Genomic DNA, 16,272 nt, shown 5'->3' with positions numbered 1-16,272 from the left:
CCCACGCAGGAAGGCGCGCTCGCCGGGCATGGACGCATGTCGCCGCATGTGTCTATCGCAACTCTCTTTTGCCTGCTGATTCGCCAATGCCGATCCAGTTGTATCTTTCGTTTCTTCTCGCGTCCGCCGTACTCGTTTATTCGCCCGGTCCGGTCAATGTTCTTACGATGAGTCAGGCGCTAAGCGCTGGATGGCGCGCGGCATTGCCCTGTGTATGGGGTGGCACCTGCGCGGTATTGCTGCAACTCGCATTTACCGCGTTGTGTCTGAACTCGCTATTGCTGATCGATGAGCGCGCGCTAATCGTGTTGCGCTGGGCCGGCGCGATTTATCTGGTTTATCTTGGTTTCAAACAATGGCGAAGCGGCGCATGCGCGGCTTCGCCGCTTCTGGCCCAGAGAGCCGGACAACGCGGTTTGTTTTGGCGCGGCTTCGCGACGTCGGGCCTGAATCCGAAAACGCTATTGTTCTTTCCGTCTTTCTTTCCGCAGTTCATCAGTACTTCGTCGAATGAAGCGCATTGGTCGGCCAATCATCAGTACTTTTTGCTGGCCAGTACTTTTGCGCTGATGTTCGCGTTGGGCGTCGCATCGACGGCAATCTTCTCACACCGTCTGCGCACGGTTCTGCAGCGGCCCGCGCGGCTGCGCGTCGTGAACCGCCTGATGGGTAGCTTGCTGGTTGGAATGGGCGCGCTGATGGCGGCGGTACGCTGACTGCGAAACGAGCCGCATACCGCCGCCGCGGGGACAACGTCACCCTTATCGTCTGTACCGCGCGATATCAATGGAAAATGAGGTACAGGATGATCAGAACGATCAACGGAACGCCGAGTAGCCAGCCAATCAGGTAAGGCATGATGTCATCTCCTTTCGTATTTAAGTTCGGATACGCAGGAGTGTCAGCAGGCCGCGTGCCTGAGTCGAAACGGCACCAGGCTGCGATGCATAGGGGTGTCGTATGTCGTGCCCGTATCGTTCTTTAGCCGTTATTCGAGAAGCCCGGATACAGCGTCATCCCGCCATCGACGAACAGCGTCGTGCCGACGACGTAATCGCTTTCATCGGAAGCAAGCCACACCGCCGCCTTGCCGATATCTTCCACGGTGCCGACGCGTCCATAGGGAATCAACTGCAATAGTTTGTCGAGTGCCGCTTGCGAATCCCACGCGTCCTGATTGATCCGCGTACGGATCGCGCCCGGCGCAATCGAATTGACGCGAATGCGCTCGGGAGCCACTTCCTGCGCCAACGATTTCATGAACATCTGAACGCCGCCTTTCGACGCGGCGTAATTGACGCGCCCCGCCCACGGAATGACCTCGTGAACGGAACTCATGCAAATGATCTTGCCGAGCGCTTTCGATACGGTCGTCGGGCCGCGGCGGCGGAATTCTTTTACTGCGGCCTGGCAGGTCAGAAACTGGCCGGTCAGATTCGTCGACAGCACGAGTTGCCAATCGTCGAGCGTCATGTCGGCGAATGGGCTGTCCTTCTGCAGTCCGGCATTCGCGACCACGATATCGATGCCGCCAAAGCGCGCGCGACTCGCCTCGAAGAGGTTCGCTACCTGAGCGGGATTGGATACGTCTGCCTGGATCGCGATTGCCGATCCACCGGATTCTTCTATTTCGTCGGCGAGCTTTTCATCAGGTTGCGCGTGCGAATGATAATTGAGCACGACCGCCGCGCCAGCATCCGCGAGTGCTTTGGCGACGCCATAGCCGATTCCCGAACTCGCGCCGGTAATCAGCGCGACCTGATTGGCCAGTAACTTTTCCATTTGAGTGCTCCGGCAACGACGAAAGGCGAAGCCGCCACCTACCGGCGCGCGACATCGCGCGGATAGACGGCGGCCCGCCTGGTGTTGCAGTCCACGACGCGTGGCCTATATCACGCCGGCAACCAGCAGAACGATCACCACGATCAATACGATGCCGAGTCCGCCGGTCGGACCATAGCCCCACGCCCGGCTGTGCGGCCACGCCGGAAAAGCGCCGATCAGCAGCAGAATCAGCACGATGAGAAGAATGGTTCCTAGCATGTTATGACCTCCGCCTGGTTGAAGGGGACCTGCTGTACCCAGGTTGCCCACAGGGCCGCAGGGTCATCCCTAGAGAGCAAACCGCGTACCCAGGGCCGATCCTTTAAGAGGATCACAGTGGCAGCGCACGCCGGTGCGGAGATTCGCGAGTCAATTAAAACGGCACCCATTGCGCTCAGAACATGAGCCGGGTGCCGTTTTTCCAATTGTGGACACGTCGCGCGTCCTATAGAAGGTAGGGTCCGTTGATGCGGCCTTCGAAGATCGCGGTGTTGATGTCCCAATCGTCGACGGTGCCCGTGCCGCCACCGTCCACCTTGACGACTACCGATCGGCCGCCGCGCAACGTCTTCATCTTTTCGGCGCTCAGCGTTTTGTCGTCGGATGGCTCGCGCGCGCCGGGTGGCAGGTCTTTGATGATCACAGTGGCTTTCATGGCATTTCTCCTTGACGTGAAAAGGCGAGCACAGTGCGGCGCCCGCCTCGATTTCTGCAAGGGCTATGCCAACGTAGGGGAAGTGAGCCGCAAAATGGAGCGGGGGCCGCGATGCGAAACCTGGCAAGGATCCGCGCGATAGCCGCATTGAATCACACCGGATACGACCGCGATCTCGAGTCGAAGTGTTTGCGCGCGTCGCACGGGTCGCGTGCGAAAGGTTGGGGCGCGGCGCAGCGTCGCGCGTGCCGTGATGCTGAAACGCCCCCGCGAGCAATGCTAGCGGCGTCGCCCTTTGCGCGGCGCAGCGGCTTCCGCGATACGCAGATGCGCGTCCGGAAAGCCCGGCGGGTATTCGACGACGCGCGTCGCGGCCGGCACCAGCGGCGCGGCGAGACTCGACCGCGCGCCGACACGAGCGCCGCCGACGATCGCGGCCATCGCCTCGCGGTCGAGTTCGACGCTTTCGGTCAGATCCTTGATGCTCAGCTTGGCCATGACGGCTCCAGAAAAACGCGCCGGCGGCCAGACCCGTTCGGGTTCCGGCCGCCGGGCTCGGAATGTGTTCAGTGTGCTATTCGTTTTACTGCGGTCTCAACGCACTATCAGTATAGGAAATCCGTTCGCGGCGTGCGCGGTCGTGGTGCTGTCGCGGCAGTGAAGGAACCCCCGGTCCCCCGCTGGTGCCTCGGCCTACACGGCGGAGAGGTTCGCGCCCGCCAGGATCGGATCGACTTTCAGCTTCGGCAGCACGACGTCCGAGCCGATAAAGCCGATGTCATTGAGCGCTGCGACATTGACGATTTGCTGTTGAGCCAGATTCTGAGTGACGTTGACATTGACGTTGACGTTGGCGATGCCGGCAAGGCTGCCGAGACCACCAGGGCCCGAGGGCATGGGCACGTTGCTGCCGGTGCCGCCGGCGATCCCGGACATGGTCCGGCGATCGAGTTCGCGCGCGCCGGGCAGATCGCGAATCATGAGGGATGACATGGCGTTTCTCCTAAAACGTATGGAAGGCGGACATGCATGGCTTGCGGCGAAGCGGCCCGCGACAGCGGGCGCCTCGCCGCGCCATGCATTAGTGGCCGTTAGAGTTGCTCGACACGACATACGGGCTGAGCGTCGAGTCGATGCCCTCGGAGAACGCAACGTTGTTGCCGTTGGCGTTCTGGAAGTTCAGGTCGTTGTTGATGAATTGCGAGGTGGTGCTGTTCTTGATGCTCGTCGGCGCATAGACCGGGGCGAAGCTGTAGTACTGGCTGGGGCCGTAGCCACCGCGTACGGCTTTCATGGCCTTGCTGTCGAGTTGTTCGGTAACGGACAGGTCTTTGATCATCAGCGTTTTCATGGTGAGTCTCCTGAAGGAAGTTTTCGCAGTGTCGCGAGTGGTTTCGAGCAATTCGTTTGCTCGGGCATCACTAATGCACAGGCTGTGCCAGTGGTGGCCACGTATCCTGAGGAAATCGACGAAGCCTTGTCGTATAAGGGTTTTGTGCGAGGTTCGGCCGCCGCGCCGGTCCGCTCGAAACGCGTTGACGCGCTAGCGGCGGTGGTGGCAGTCCGACATCGCGGCGGACCCTGTTGGCTCGCACACGACATTGCGCGCGACACCATGCGGCGCGGCGCGCGGCTCATGCCTGGTTTGCCTGGTTTGCGAAAGCGCGGACCGGGAGCTAGTATCGAAACGGCACATGTAACTGGATACGACAGCTTCTCTATCGACCCGCGTGGCGTCGGTCGCATGCGACACGGTCCAGCGGCAACGGCGGTGCTTCGCAAAAATGGCTAGCCTTGCGCGTGTGATTCTCGACTTCCAGAGCGGCGAGCTGTCGCGCGACGAGTTCGTCGCGCAGCTCGACAGCGCGTTGGCGACCGAGCAACTCGGTCCGACGCGGCTGCTGGAGACGCTGTACGCCGCGCATCACAAGTCACCGTTGCCCGACGATCTCTATCTGGAAGTGCGGCGGCGCATCGAGCTGCTGCGCGTGTCGAACGTCGCGGCGGGCGGCGAGGAAACCGGCATACAGACCACGGTCGATCTACTGCCGCTGCGTTCGTCGAGCGCGGGCGGCGCGGGCAGCGCGAGTACCACTGGAAGCACCGCGCACGAAACCATCAAAGGCATCGGCGATACCCTGAACAACCGCTTCGTGCTCGAAGAGTGCCTCGGCGTGGGCGGCATGGGCACCGTGTACAAGGCGCTCGATCTGCGCAAGCTCGAAGCGTCGGACCGCAAGCCCTATCTCGCGATCAAGGTTCTGAACGTCCAGTTTCGCGGCAATCCGAATTCGCTGGTCGCGTTGCAGCGCGAAGCACGCAAGGCGCAGGTGCTCGCGCATCGCAACATCATCACCGTGTACGACTTCGACCGCGACGGGCCGATCGTCTATCTGACGATGGAGTATCTGAGCGGTAAGCCGCTCAGCCAGCTGCTGCGCACGCCTGGATATCAGGGGATGCCGGTGCGGGCCGCGCTGCCGATCGTGCGCGGCATGTGCGCGGCGCTCGCGTACGCGCACGAGCGCGGCTTCGTCCATTGCGATTTCAAACCCGCGAACGTGTTTCTGACCACCAATGCCGAAGTGAAAGTGATCGACTTCGGCATCGCGCGCGTATTCCAACGGCCGGAAGAGGAGAGCGACGCGACCGTGTTCGATCCCGGCAGTCTCGGCGCGTTGACGCCGGCCTATGCGAGCCCGGAGATGATCGAGCATCGCGAGCCTGACCCGCGCGACGACATCTACGCGCTTGGCTGCATCACCTACGAGCTGCTGACCGGACATCATCCGTTCGATCGCCTGTCGGCTACCCAGGCGCGCAATGCCGAGTTCAAGCCGCAGCGTCCGCCGAATCTCGATGCGCGCCAATGGCGCGCGTTGCGTGCCGCGTTGTCGTTCGACCGCAATACGCGGATGCCGAGCGTCGTGCGCTTTATCGCCGAGTTCGACAATGAAGCGCGCGCGGAGAAGTCCGGGTCGCTCGCATGGGCCGGGCTCGCTACGCTGGCCGTCGTGTGCGCGGTTACGGTGGGCGTGTTCGCTGTTCGCTCGGGGTCCAACCGGCAGCAGGCCGCGCGTTCCGAGGCGGCGGGACCGCTGGGCGATCAGGTCGATCGCGCGGCTGCGGCGTCCGCTGTCGCGCCTGCAACGAATGCCGCACAGACAGCGCCTTCGGCTGGCGCGAATGAAGGCAGTACTACAACGGGTGGTGCGGCCGCAACCGCGACGCCGGCGCCCGCGCCCAAGCCCGCGTTGACGCTTGCGGCGATCACGCCCACGCTTGCCCGGGTACCGTGTTCGGCTTTATCGGGCGCAGTGCAGGACCACGCACTGACGGTGCGCGGTTTCCTGTCGCAGCGGTACGGCGCCGCGCGTCTGAAGGAGACCTTGGCGGCGCTGCCTGGCGTCGATACGGTTTCGCTCGACGTGCGGCCGCTCGCCGACGACAAATGCGACTTCGTCAAAACGCTTGCGCCGTTTCTGGTGCGCAACTGGCAGGCGGGACGGGCAGCGTCGCTGCATATGCGACCGCCAAGCGGTTTGCTGACCGAGAACGACTCGCTGGTGGTCGACCTGAAAGCGCCTCCGTTCGATTCCTTCGCGACCGTCGACTACTACCAGTTAGACGGCCACGTCGTGCACATGGTGCCGAGCCGTCTGTGGCCGGACAACCAGATGCAGGCCAACGGCGGTCCGTACACGATCGGCAGCAATGCGGGCGATTGGACCGTATCGAAGCCGTTCGGCTCGGAGATGGTGGTGCTGGTGGTGACCCCGGTGCCGCTGTTCGACAAGCTGCGCCCGGAAAGCGAAGCGCGCGCCGATTATCTGCGCGCGCTCGAGACGCGGTTGAAGCAGATCGGCGGCCAATACGGGCAGGATCGTCTATTGGCGGACTTCGCGCCGATTACGACCAAACCCGCCAAGCCATGATCCGTCAGAGAGCCAATCGAAACGGCCCTCAGCGCAAATCCTTGACGACGCGAAAACCGTTCTGCGATTGACGCACGCCCGCGCTGTATTTGAAGCGCGTCGCGCTGAGCATGTAGTCGCCGCCTTCGCGCCATGAGCCGCCGCGAATCGCGCGCATCTCGCAGCCGGGCGTGTCCCATGCGTGGCCGTCGGCGGGTGCGCCCTGATAGGAGTTGTGCCAGCAGTCGGCGGTCCACTCCCAGACGCCGCCGTTCATGTCGTACAGACCCAGCGGATTCGCGGCGAACGTGCCGACGTTTTCCGGTCCTTCCTTGTGCCACGGGTCGCCGCAGTCCTTGCAATTGGCGTTGCCCTTGCGCATCTGATCGCCCCACCAGTACGCGGTCGTGGTGCCGGCGCGATCCGCGTATTCCCATTCGGCTTCGGTCGGCAGACGGTACGGTTTGCCGGTCGTTTTGGCGAGCCATTTGACGTACTGCTGCGCGTCGTCCCAACTCAGATCGCGCGCGGGTGCGGTCTTGATGCTATTGCTCTCCGGGGTCAGCTTCTGGCATGCGCCGGCGGCGACGCACGCATTCCATTGCTCGACCGTCACCGGGAATTTGCCGATCGCGAAGGGTGCGCCGATGCTCACGCGATGCACGGGCTTTTCCGAAGGGTCGTCGGTATTGCTGCCCATTGCGAACGAGCCGGCGGGTACGGCGACCATGATCGGACAGGCGGCGCAGTCGCGGATTTCACCGGCGGTCGGCGGATGGGCGACGGTCTTTTCGGCGAAGGGCGCAGCGGCGGCCGTGGCGGGCGGCGTCGGCGCTGGCGCGGCAGCGGGGCGCGGTGGTGGCGGCGCGGCCGCGCTCGCTTGCGCCGCGGGATGCGCGAGCTGAGCAGGCGGTGCGGGTGGCGCGACATGCCCGCTCTGCGCCGCGGGCGCGGCTGGTTGCGCACCACTCACCGCCGGAGTCGATGCCGCCGCGCGCAATCGATCGATACGCGCATGCGCGAGTGTGGCGAAGCGCCCATTCGGATAGGCCTTCAGATAAGCCTCGTAATCGGCTGGGTAGTTGCTGTCCTTGATCGACTCCCAGAACGTGATTTCGTATTGTTCGCCGCTTTCCTTCGGCATGATGCCGCGACTGCGCGCTATTACGGCGCGATCGTCCGACGTTATCGACGACGCAATAGTGCGTTCGCCACTGGTGGGAATGGAAGTACGCGCTACGGAGAGCCACGGCTGCTGCGCTCCGCGAGTGGCGGCGCGCACCTCGGTGGCGACTTGGCGGAACAGCGCGGCGAGCGATCGGGACGATGCGTCGGCATCATCGAGCGCTTGCAGCAACGCACCGGTGTAGACGCCATGCCGCGGACCGTCCGCCGCGAAACCACCCGGCGCGGTTGCGTAGGCAATCACGGTGTTGGCAGCGAGCTTCGGTTGGTCGATCGCAATCTCGGCGGGCCTAAATGGATCGTCGAGGCAGGTATCGAGAATCAGCAGATTGAGCCGGCCGGCGCGAGCGGATTGCATCGCATGCAAGACGGTATTCAGTTCGACGCCGTTATTCAGCAGCGACACCGGTGCGCGGTTATCGGCTCGAGCATCGAGTCCCGCCGGCAACAGCAGCGTTTGTCCGGCTACCTGCATGCCGTGTCCGGCGAAATAGAACAGCCCGATATCGCCTGTCTTCAAACGTCGTTGAAATTCGTCGATCGCCGCGCGCATTTGCGGCGGCGTCGCATTCGTGCGCGTGATGACTTCGAAGCCACGCGCCCGGAGTGCAGCGCCGATCGATTCGGCGTCGCGCGGCGCGTTGGCGCGGATCGGGTTAGTGGCGTCGCCGTATTCGCCATTTCCTATCACGAGCGCGATACGCCGCGAATGGGTGTCGCCGCGTGACGAAGCAAAGGGTGAAAGGAGCAGAGCGGTATCCGCCGGCCGCCCCGGTTCACTCGTCACCGAAGCCGCACTCGGCTCGATGAATTCGCGTTGCGTCGCGGCACCGGCGCTATCCCACTGCGCCTGGATTGCCCCAACCACGCACACCAGCAGGAATCGTCGCCACATCGTTTTATCCTGTTTGTACCGGACAGAATTCAGGCATTCGCGCACCACGATCGCGCTGTCCGCGCTCATTATTAACGATAGCACGCGCTTCGCGTCATAACTGTCCGGGAGTCCTGAACGCGTCATACGGTTAACGAGCATTGCGTATCTTTTTAGCAAGTTAAGTTCTAAGCTGATTCACAAAGTCACCTCACACGGCCGTTTTAACTAGGTGGCTGTCTACCGGTTTCAATCCGCGACAAGCCGCTCGAACACCCGGATGCCCATCGATAGCCGGGCCCAGCCATGACTCCTGTTCGGGAGAGTGCGCTATGCGAAGAACCCGTGTTTCCTCTCTTTTCGGCAGACGTGATCCGGCACAAGCGCATTGCGGCGGATTGCGCGCGGCGGTGTGCGCGACGCTCGTCGCGGTGTGCATCGGCATAGGAACGGGCGGCGTCGCGCGCGCCGAGCAGACGGCGTCACCACCGGGGGCCGAGGAGTACATCATCTGGCCGTCGGATGGCGCGGTGATTCACGGCGGCAAGCTGTGGGTGCGCATGGGGCTGCGCAATATGGGCGTGTGTCCGAAGGGCATCGCGTTTCCGAATACCGGCCACCATCATCTGCTGATCGACACGGATTTGCCCGCGCTCGACCAGGAGATTCCATCGGACCGCCAGCACCTGCATTTCGGCGCGGGCGAAACCGACGCGCGCATCGAGTTGCCTCCCGGCAAGCACACGCTTCAGCTGATTCTTGGCGACCATCATCACGTGCCGCACAACCCGCCGGTGTATTCGAAGAAGATCACCATCACTGTGCTAAAAGACTAACGCGATCCGTTGGTTCGAACTGGTCAAGCCGGAACGGAGAGTCCTGATGAACAAGATCATTGCGGCCGCGGCATTCGTCGCGGCGGCGCTGACGGCATCGACAGCGCCGCAGGGTGGGTGGGCAGCAACGCCGTCGCCGCCCAGCGCCTACGCGTATATCGGCTATCCGAACGATGGCCAGGTGGTGCCCGCCAATAAGCCGTTTCGCGTGTGGTTCGGCCTGCGCTTCATGGGCGTCGCACCGAAAGGCGTGAAGTACCCGAACACCGGCCACCACCATCTTCTGATCGATAGCGAGCTGCCGCCGCTGGATCAGGAGATACCCTCGGATCGCCACCATCTGCATTTCGGCGCGGGCGAAACGGAAACGATGATTTCATTGCCGCCGGGCAGGCATACGTTGCAGCTGTTGATGGGCGACGACATGCATATGCCGCATAACCCGCCGGTGTATTCGAAGAAGATCACGGTGATCGCGCGCTGACTGTCATCATGCAACCAACAATGCCGCGTGCGCTGTTGGCTGCGATCCACCATTCGCGAGCCCCGCTCCGCCGGTTGGTAGCGACGCCACGGCGGGTGCGTTCTTCCAGGCCTTTACTGCAAGGCCGTCATCACCCGGATAACGAAAGCGCAGCACTCCTGGCATAGCCCATGCATCAGTAGCGCCCGAGCAGACAAGTTGCTCGAACCCGACGCACCACGATGCGCTTTCCCTTTCCCAGGAGTTTTGCCATGAACACGCTGATGATCAAGGACCTGTCCAACACCGAACAACTCGACAGCAAGGCGATGAGCGCCGTGCGCGGCGGCAACAGCTACTACTGCCCGATGCCGTCATACCTCAGCTATGCGCCCGTCTATGCGCCGACCAGCATCAAGAACATCTGCACGACGCAGTCGATCAACACGGAAATGAACATCCAGAGCGCGAATGGCAACAACTCGGCGCTGGTCAGCGGTACGACGACCTACATCGAACCGACCGTGTACTCGAGCAACGTCAACAACGTGAAGTGAGCGGCGCTCGCACGCGCGGCCCGAGCGGCCGCGTGGGCGCGCCCGCGTAGCCGCGTCGCTCAAAAAGACCATTCATTCAATCGTCCTTTCCACGCATCCTTCGCGTATCCGCCGCTCCCCGCATCGAGATTTCCGCCGCTTCATCGCTGAAGCCGCGCGGACGCGGCTCGGCCTCAAAAAACCGGCCGTCTCGCGCGAAACAGGCGGGTGCAACTGGAGACAACCGTGTCAGCATCGCCGAATTCATCGTTCGGTTCGTCGTGTGATTCGCCGGACCTTCAGCGGGTTTGCGCCGCAGCCACGGCGCCGCGCCGCATCGGCCGCGTGCTGCGCGGCCTCGGCGCCGCGACGATGTGCGCATTGGCGTTGAGTGCCTGCGTCGACGTCAGGATGCCGGCTTATCAACGCCCGGACACGCCGGCCAAGACATCATGGTCGGATCGCCAGGGCGCGCCGGTATCGGCCGCGGAGACGATCGAGCGCGACTGGTGGAAGGGCTTCCAGGACCCGTATCTGGATACGCTGATCGACAAGGCTATCGACGGCAACTTCGATATCCGGGTGCTAGCCGCGCGTATCGAAGTCGCGCACACGCAGATCAGCGAGACGGGCGCGGCCGCATTACCGACGGCGGACCTCGGTGCGGGCGCCGACTATTCGAAGACGACCGGCCAGCCATTGACGAGGACCTACAACCTCGCGCTGCAGGTGAACTGGGACATCGACATCTGGGGCAAGGTCGAAAAAGGCGTGCAGGCGCAAAAGGCCGAATTCCACGCGACCGAAGCGGATTGGCGCGCGGGGTATCTCGAACTCGTCGCGAACGTGGCCAGTACCTATTTCCAGATCCTGCAATTCGACGACCAGATCGCCCAGCAGCAAAAGACCATCGCCACCAACAAGCAAATCCTGACGATCTACGAAGGCCAGGCGCGCAACGGGATCGTGCCGCAAACGCAGGTGTTGCGCCAGCAGGCGGAGATCAACCGCCTGACCAACGATCTTTACGATCTGCGCCGCTCGCGGGCAGTCTCAGACAACGCACTGTGCACGTTGCTCGGCGTGCCGGCCGGCGAATTCCATGTGCCGCAGGGCCATTTGCAGGAGCGCGTGAAATTGCCGGGCGTGCCCGATGGTTTGCCCGCGCAATTGCTGTCGCGCCGCCCCGACGTGGTGGCAGCCGAATTCAGGGTGCTCGAAGCCTATGACCTCGTCGGTCAGTCGAAGCTCGCGCAATTGCCGAGCATCGGCCTGACCGCTCAGGGCGGCACGGCAAGCTATGCGCTCAACCAGCTGCTGAAGTCGTTCACGTTCGGCCTGATGCCGAGCATCAACTTTCCGCTGTTCGATCCGGGCGTGCGCGCTCATGTGAAGGTGACCGAGGCGCAATCGAAAGTCGCCGAACAGCAATATCGGGTGGCCGTGATGGGAGCGTTCGAGGAAGTGGAGAACGCGCTCGTCAATCTGAGTGCGCATAAGGCGCAGCATGAGGAATTGCAGCAGCAGGTGGCGCGCTTGCAGATCGTGGCGGATCAGATCCAGTCGCAACTGCACCTTGGCGTCGTGTCGCAACTCGAGGTGTTCGAAGACGAGCGGACCCTGCTGCAGGCGCAACAGGCGTTGCTGGAAAACCACCAATTGATTCTGTCCGATACGGTAACGCTTTATAAGGCGCTCGGCGGTGGATGGCCGGGTGTCGACGTGCAGGCGCAGGCCAAAGAAAAGTAACGAAGCATTGAGCTAATCCACGAGTTGGCGTACCACGCGGGTATTTCGTCGGTTGACGACTGATCCGCTGTCTTCTCATCCGGCGATATCCAAATTGACACTCTCGATGCGTGACTTAAAATCCTTTAGGGGTCAGCGTTTGCGTGGCTCTTCGCGACAATATCGTTGGGCCGTCGTTCTTTGTCCAGTTCGCCCCGCGTTCCTGCCGCGGCAGGTAAACGCTTAAGCGATCCAGAGAAAATGGCCACCGGCGAAGCTCCGATTGCTGAAATGCGCACGACAGCGGACGCTGCTTTCGACGTGGTGTTGTCGCCGGTTGCGTGCGCGCAGCGCCCCGCGCTCGACGCCATTCGCATCGTCGACAACCTGTTCGCGGTCGGCCGCAGCGAAGCGCCGTTCAACGACTATCCCGCGCAATGGACCGCCGGTCTGTCGCGCCGGCATGCGCGTCTTTTCATCGAGCATGGCGCGATTTACGTCGCCGATCTCGGCAGCAAGAACGGCACGACGGTCAACGGCATCGCGGTGCGGCAAACTCCCGCGCGCGTGCGCGGCGGCGATGAACTCTGCTTTGGCGGTGAACTGTGCTATCGCGTCGGCATCGAGCCGCGCGCGCGCGTCGTCACGGGCGCAAGCGCTTCTCCCCTCACTCATCTATTGCTGGTGCCGCAGCGCGACGATCTGGGTCTGCAACCGGTCGACGTGCTGGCTTTTCCGTTCCTGGTCAGCAAAACGGATGAGATCTTCTCGCGCTACAAAGACCGTTATCCGCACCAGGTCAATTACATTTCGCGGCGCCATGCGCACCTGTTTCTGAAGGGCGGCCAGCTCTATGTCGAGGACCTCGGCAGCACCAACGGCACGTTCGTGAATGGCCAGCGGATCGGCGAATCGGCGCTTGCGCTGGTGGACGGAGATGTCGTTGCATTTGGCGGCGACCACTTCGTCTACAGGGTGTCGCTACAGAACTCCGCCGACACCGAACCCACCGTGACCCAGTTCTCTCTTCGCCCCGCTGCCGACAGTGCCGCCGATGCCGACAAGACGACCTTCGTCGCCGCGGCGCATTCGTTTCTCGACATCTTTTGCGTCGATCCGGCACTGCAACGCGAAGACGAAGTGAACGAGGCGGCGCAATCGGGCTCCGCGCGCGCGAAGCGCGATGGAGCGGGGGCGGCAAGCGGCGCGCAAGCCGCAAAGGGTGCGCAGGCAGTGCACCCTGCCGACACGAAAGACGGCGCGAATGAAAGAAGCGGCAAAGGCAAACCCGCGGGACGAAGTAAGCCGCGTCGCTGGAAGATGGTCGCCGGCGAACTCCACAAGGCGTTAGCGGACGGCGAGCGCACCAATGCGCGGCGCGCGGCGGCATGGGGCGGCGCGGGTGTTGCGCTCGTGATCGCGCTTGGCGTGGGCCTCTATCTGCACGGTTCATCGGAACGCGAGTTGAAGAGCCTGCTCGCGAACGGTGATTACTCGAACGCCCTGACGATGGCGCGCGGCTATCTGGCCACGCACCCGGCGGATACCAGGATCAGCGCGCTCGCCAGCGAGGCGTTGCTGAAAGCGAACTTGCCGGGCTGGATCGAAGCCGTGCAAAAAGCGCAGTTCGACCAGGCCGACGCGCTGCTGAAGAACATGAGGGCGTTGAGCGCGACGGACTCCGATGCCGCGTCGCTGGTCGGCGAATTGCAGTGGGTCGGCGATCTCGAACGCTTCGTCGCGGCGCGCGGCGGCGTGGACGCGCCGATCCGCATGTATGCGGACGAAGCGACGATCAACGGTCTGCTGCACCGCTGGGACGACGACGCGACGAGTCATCAGCGCGCGCTCGACCGGATTGCGAGCTACGTGCCGGCCTTCGCGGAGCCCTACGCGCACACGCTGAGCCATCTGCGCAAGCTCGAAAGCGACGATTCCGTGTACGTCGCCGCGATAGATCGGCTCAATGGCGTGATCCAAACCGAACTCTCGCGCGACAAACCCGACGCGCTGCCGCCGGTATTCGACGATTACGCACAGCGCTACCCACGGCTCGCGGGGCTCGACAGAGTGCGCGACGATTTGCGCCAATACACCGCGTTGCTGAATGCCGCATTGAGCCGCCAATTGACGTCATTGCTCGCGATGATGAAAACGGCGCGCTTCAGCACGCCGCCTTTCCAGGCGCAATTCCAGCAGCTTGCGGCGACGCGTTTGCCGTCGGCGGACATCGTTCAACGTCAGGACGCGGTTGATGCCGCGTGGCAGCGCGGCGACGCGCAGCAGGCGCTCAGCGAATTGCAGTCGATGCCGGCGAGCCCATGGTCCGACGTGCTCGCTGCCGAAGCGGCGCACAAGAAGGCGCTAGCCGATCAATACAACGATCTGCAGAAAACGCGTGGCGGCAAAGACTACGACCAGCGTCTGCTGTCGTTCTACGCGAGCCTCGATCCGCGAACCGACGCGTGGTTCGTGCAGGCGATCCAGAAAGACGTCGCCGCGTTGCATGACAATGCCCTCGCGCGTGCGCAGGATCTGTTGCTGCGCGCGCAAAGCCTGTGGAAAGAGTACCGCGCGAACGGCCCGATCGGCGGCACGCAGCGGCTCGAAGCCGGCATCTCGCCGGGCTTTCGCAGCGAGGCGCGCCTGCTTAGCGATGCGCAGACGGCGGCACGGCAGGGCATACGCATCTATACGCAGCTGCAGGCCGATCATCCCGCCGACTTCGATCGCCTGCTCGCGGATATCGACGCCGAAGCGAGTTTGCAGCGCCGCTCGTTGACCGAGTTGCGCATGGTGCTGGACCCTGGGCTCCTGAAAGCGAAGCTCGCGTTGATTGGAGGCGATCAGAGTGAAACGCGATCCTCACCCTAGACCGTTGTCGGAGGCGCTCGAAGATCATAGCGTCGAAGGCATCGCGATCCTCACGTCCGAGCCGGTGCGGATTGCGCGCGCGCTGATCTGGGCGATGGTTGCGCTCGTCGTGTCGGGCCTGCTGTGGTCGTTCGTCGGCCGCGCGGATGTGATCGTCAGTGCGCCCGGCACGTTGTCGCCGGAATCGGAGGTGCGACGCATCTATACGCCGATCGACGGCGAGCTCGCGGATCTGTATATCGCCGAGGGGCAGCCGGTGTCGAAAGGCGACGTGCTCGCGCGGCTCAATGCGCGCGGCGCGATCGAAGCTGCGAGCAACGCGTTACAGGCGCAACTGAAACTCGAAGACGCCGAACGCGAATGGAAGCAGTTTCCGGAGAAAAAGGCGTTGATGGAACGCAAGGCTGCGTCGTTGAAGGCGCAACTCGAAGTCGAGGAGCGTCTGCACGAGAATCGCGTTTCGGAAGGCACGACCAAACTTGCCGAAGGGCAGAAGGCCGAACTCGACGAAGCGCGCAGCTCGCTCGATAATGCGCGCCGCGCGCGCGAAGCGGCGAACCAGGAACTCGATCGCTATTCGCGGCTGTTCGCGCAGCCGGGCGGCGGCGGCATCGCCGAATTGCAGGTCGAGCAGAAACGCACGGCCGCGCTCGAAGCGGATAACGCCTTCCGTGTCGCGCAGTCGAAGCTGGCCGAGCTGGACTTTCGCTTGAGCCATGAATACGCGCAGGCGAATGCGCAACTCGCGACGAGCGGGCAGCAAAGCACCGATCTGCAGCTGCAATACGATCAGGCGGTGCGCGACGTCACCGATGCGGAAGACAAACTGCGCGTGCAATTGCAAAGCGCGCGTCTGGAAGCCGAAGCCGCCGCGCGCGTGCGCTTCGAGAACATCGATAAAGACAATTTTCTGCTGATTCTGGCGCCGGTTTCCGGCGTGATTACCGACGTCACGTCGACGCAGCGCGGCGACAAGATTCAGGCGAATGCACCGCTCGGCGGCATTGCGCCAAAAGACGCGCGGCCCGTGCTGAAGATCGAAATCTCCGAACACGACCGCGCCTTTCTGCACGTGGGCCTGCCGGTCAAATTGAAGTTCAATGCGTTTCCTTACCAGCGCTACGGATTGATCAGCGGCACGCTCGCGTATATCTCGCCGGCCACGAAGCCGTCCGCGCAGGACAAGCAACCGGTCTACGAGGGCCGCGTCACGCTCGACAAGGATTACTACCAGGTGGCCGGCACGCGTTACCCACTGCGTTACGGCATGACCGCCAATGCGGAAATCGTCGTGCGGGAGCGGCGCCTGATCGACCTCGGTCTCGATCCGTTCAGAGAGGTGGCGGGTTGAGCGCGCGAATCAAACATCCCAGCAAGGAGCAG

At 63.0% G+C, this 16,272-nt stretch carries 15 protein-coding genes; 8 read left to right on the top strand and 7 right to left on the bottom strand.

The window, feature by feature from the left end; translation table 11 throughout:
* Positions 1 to 86: 86 nt before the first annotated feature.
* On the top strand, positions 87 to 716 hold the full coding sequence (locus G5S42_RS11225) for a LysE family translocator (protein WP_176106815.1): 630 nt from the start codon (positions 87 to 89) through the stop codon (positions 714 to 716).
* 265 nt (positions 717 to 981) lie between these two features.
* Here the strand turns inward: G5S42_RS11225 and G5S42_RS11220 are convergent, their stop codons facing one another.
* From G5S42_RS11220 to G5S42_RS11195, 6 genes are all read right to left on the bottom strand, one after another.
* Entirely contained in the window at positions 982 to 1,782 is an 801-nt protein-coding gene (locus G5S42_RS11220; RefSeq protein WP_176106814.1) for an SDR family oxidoreductase, read from the bottom strand.
* 105 nt (positions 1,783 to 1,887) lie between these two features.
* The gene (locus G5S42_RS11215; RefSeq protein ID WP_013092523.1) at positions 1,888 to 2,043 is read right to left on the bottom strand and encodes a DUF3309 family protein; all 156 of its coding nucleotides are present in this window, start codon (positions 2,041 to 2,043) and stop codon (positions 1,888 to 1,890) included.
* 226 nt (positions 2,044 to 2,269) lie between these two features.
* Positions 2,270 to 2,479: a hypothetical protein gene (locus tag G5S42_RS11210; protein WP_176106813.1), complete on the bottom strand. Its 210-nt coding sequence runs from the start codon at positions 2,477 to 2,479 to the stop codon at positions 2,270 to 2,272.
* A 279-nt stretch (positions 2,480 to 2,758) separates the two neighbouring features.
* Positions 2,759 to 2,977: a hypothetical protein gene (locus tag G5S42_RS11205; protein WP_176106812.1), complete on the bottom strand. Its 219-nt coding sequence runs from the start codon at positions 2,975 to 2,977 to the stop codon at positions 2,759 to 2,761.
* Positions 2,978 to 3,172: 195 nt separating this feature from the next.
* Positions 3,173 to 3,460: a hypothetical protein gene (locus G5S42_RS11200; protein ID WP_376776873.1), complete on the bottom strand. Its 288-nt coding sequence runs from the start codon at positions 3,458 to 3,460 to the stop codon at positions 3,173 to 3,175.
* 100 nt (positions 3,461 to 3,560) lie between these two features.
* Entirely contained in the window at positions 3,561 to 3,830 is a 270-nt protein-coding gene (locus G5S42_RS11195) for a hypothetical protein (RefSeq protein WP_176106810.1), read from the bottom strand.
* Positions 3,831 to 4,263: 433 nt separating this feature from the next.
* Here G5S42_RS11195 and G5S42_RS11190 point away from each other — a divergent pair, with 433 nt between their 5' ends.
* Positions 4,264 to 6,414: a serine/threonine protein kinase gene (locus tag G5S42_RS11190; RefSeq protein WP_176106809.1), complete on the top strand. Its 2,151-nt coding sequence runs from the start codon at positions 4,264 to 4,266 to the stop codon at positions 6,412 to 6,414.
* A gap of 28 nt (positions 6,415 to 6,442) precedes the next feature.
* Here G5S42_RS11190 and G5S42_RS11185 read toward each other — a convergent pair whose 3' ends face one another.
* Positions 6,443 to 8,473: an SUMF1/EgtB/PvdO family nonheme iron enzyme gene (locus tag G5S42_RS11185; protein ID WP_176106808.1), complete on the bottom strand. Its 2,031-nt coding sequence runs from the start codon at positions 8,471 to 8,473 to the stop codon at positions 6,443 to 6,445.
* Positions 8,474 to 8,784: 311 nt separating this feature from the next.
* On the opposite strand from G5S42_RS11185, the gene G5S42_RS11180 reads away from it, so the two are divergent.
* From G5S42_RS11180 to G5S42_RS11155, 6 genes are all read left to right on the top strand, one after another.
* Positions 8,785 to 9,288 (top strand): DUF4399 domain-containing protein, encoded by a 504-nt coding sequence (locus G5S42_RS11180; protein ID WP_246391943.1) that lies wholly within the window; start codon positions 8,785 to 8,787, stop codon positions 9,286 to 9,288.
* A gap of 46 nt (positions 9,289 to 9,334) precedes the next feature.
* Complete coding sequence (locus G5S42_RS11175) at positions 9,335 to 9,772, top strand: DUF4399 domain-containing protein (protein ID WP_176106807.1); 438 nt, start codon at positions 9,335 to 9,337, stop codon at positions 9,770 to 9,772.
* 251 nt (positions 9,773 to 10,023) lie between these two features.
* Positions 10,024 to 10,308 (top strand): hypothetical protein, encoded by a 285-nt coding sequence (locus G5S42_RS11170; protein WP_176106806.1) that lies wholly within the window; start codon positions 10,024 to 10,026, stop codon positions 10,306 to 10,308.
* 351 nt (positions 10,309 to 10,659) lie between these two features.
* A complete protein-coding gene (locus tag G5S42_RS11165) occupies positions 10,660 to 12,036 on the top strand; it encodes an efflux transporter outer membrane subunit (protein ID WP_217710050.1) in 1,377 nt (458 codons plus the stop codon).
* 240 nt (positions 12,037 to 12,276) lie between these two features.
* On the top strand, positions 12,277 to 14,889 hold the full coding sequence (locus tag G5S42_RS11160) for an FHA domain-containing protein (RefSeq protein WP_176106805.1): 2,613 nt from the start codon (positions 12,277 to 12,279) through the stop codon (positions 14,887 to 14,889).
* Positions 14,867 to 16,240: a beta-barrel domain-containing protein gene (locus tag G5S42_RS11155; protein WP_176106804.1), complete on the top strand. Its 1,374-nt coding sequence runs from the start codon at positions 14,867 to 14,869 to the stop codon at positions 16,238 to 16,240. Before G5S42_RS11160 ends, G5S42_RS11155 begins: the two co-directional genes overlap by 23 nt.
* The last annotated feature ends 32 nt before the right edge of the window (positions 16,241 to 16,272 follow it).

The sequence above is a fragment of the Paraburkholderia youngii genome (assembly GCF_013366925.1).
GTDB classification, from domain to species: Bacteria; Pseudomonadota; Gammaproteobacteria; order Burkholderiales; family Burkholderiaceae; genus Paraburkholderia; species Paraburkholderia youngii.
This window is presented reverse-complemented; position numbering and strand designations above follow the sequence as displayed.

Bases quoted from the DNA above. Each gene is read 5' to 3' on its own strand.
- G5S42_RS11210 (WP_176106813.1), bottom strand. From the start codon at position 2,479: ATGAAAGCCACTGTGATCATCAAAGACCTGCCACCCGGCGCGCGCGAG.
- G5S42_RS11220 (WP_176106814.1), bottom strand. From the start codon at position 1,782: ATGGAAAAGTTACTGGCCAATCAGGTCGCGCTGATTACCGGCGCGAGT.
- G5S42_RS11165 (WP_217710050.1), top strand. From the start codon at position 10,660: ATGTGCGCATTGGCGTTGAGTGCCTGCGTCGACGTCAGGATGCCGGCT.
- G5S42_RS11175 (WP_176106807.1), top strand. From the start codon at position 9,335: ATGAACAAGATCATTGCGGCCGCGGCATTCGTCGCGGCGGCGCTGACG.
- G5S42_RS11190 (WP_176106809.1), top strand. From the start codon at position 4,264: ATGGCTAGCCTTGCGCGTGTGATTCTCGACTTCCAGAGCGGCGAGCTG.
- G5S42_RS11195 (WP_176106810.1), bottom strand. From the start codon at position 3,830: ATGAAAACGCTGATGATCAAAGACCTGTCCGTTACCGAACAACTCGAC.
- G5S42_RS11160 (WP_176106805.1), top strand. From the start codon at position 12,277: ATGGCCACCGGCGAAGCTCCGATTGCTGAAATGCGCACGACAGCGGAC.
- G5S42_RS11215 (WP_013092523.1), bottom strand. From the start codon at position 2,043: ATGCTAGGAACCATTCTTCTCATCGTGCTGATTCTGCTGCTGATCGGC.
- G5S42_RS11170 (WP_176106806.1), top strand. From the start codon at position 10,024: ATGAACACGCTGATGATCAAGGACCTGTCCAACACCGAACAACTCGAC.
- G5S42_RS11200 (WP_376776873.1), bottom strand. From the start codon at position 3,460: ATGATTCGCGATCTGCCCGGCGCGCGCGAACTCGATCGCCGGACCATG.
- G5S42_RS11180 (WP_246391943.1), top strand. From the start codon at position 8,785: ATGCGAAGAACCCGTGTTTCCTCTCTTTTCGGCAGACGTGATCCGGCA.
- G5S42_RS11205 (WP_176106812.1), bottom strand. From the start codon at position 2,977: ATGGCCAAGCTGAGCATCAAGGATCTGACCGAAAGCGTCGAACTCGAC.
- G5S42_RS11225 (WP_176106815.1), top strand. From the start codon at position 87: ATGCCGATCCAGTTGTATCTTTCGTTTCTTCTCGCGTCCGCCGTACTC.
- G5S42_RS11185 (WP_176106808.1), bottom strand. From the start codon at position 8,473: ATGTGGCGACGATTCCTGCTGGTGTGCGTGGTTGGGGCAATCCAGGCG.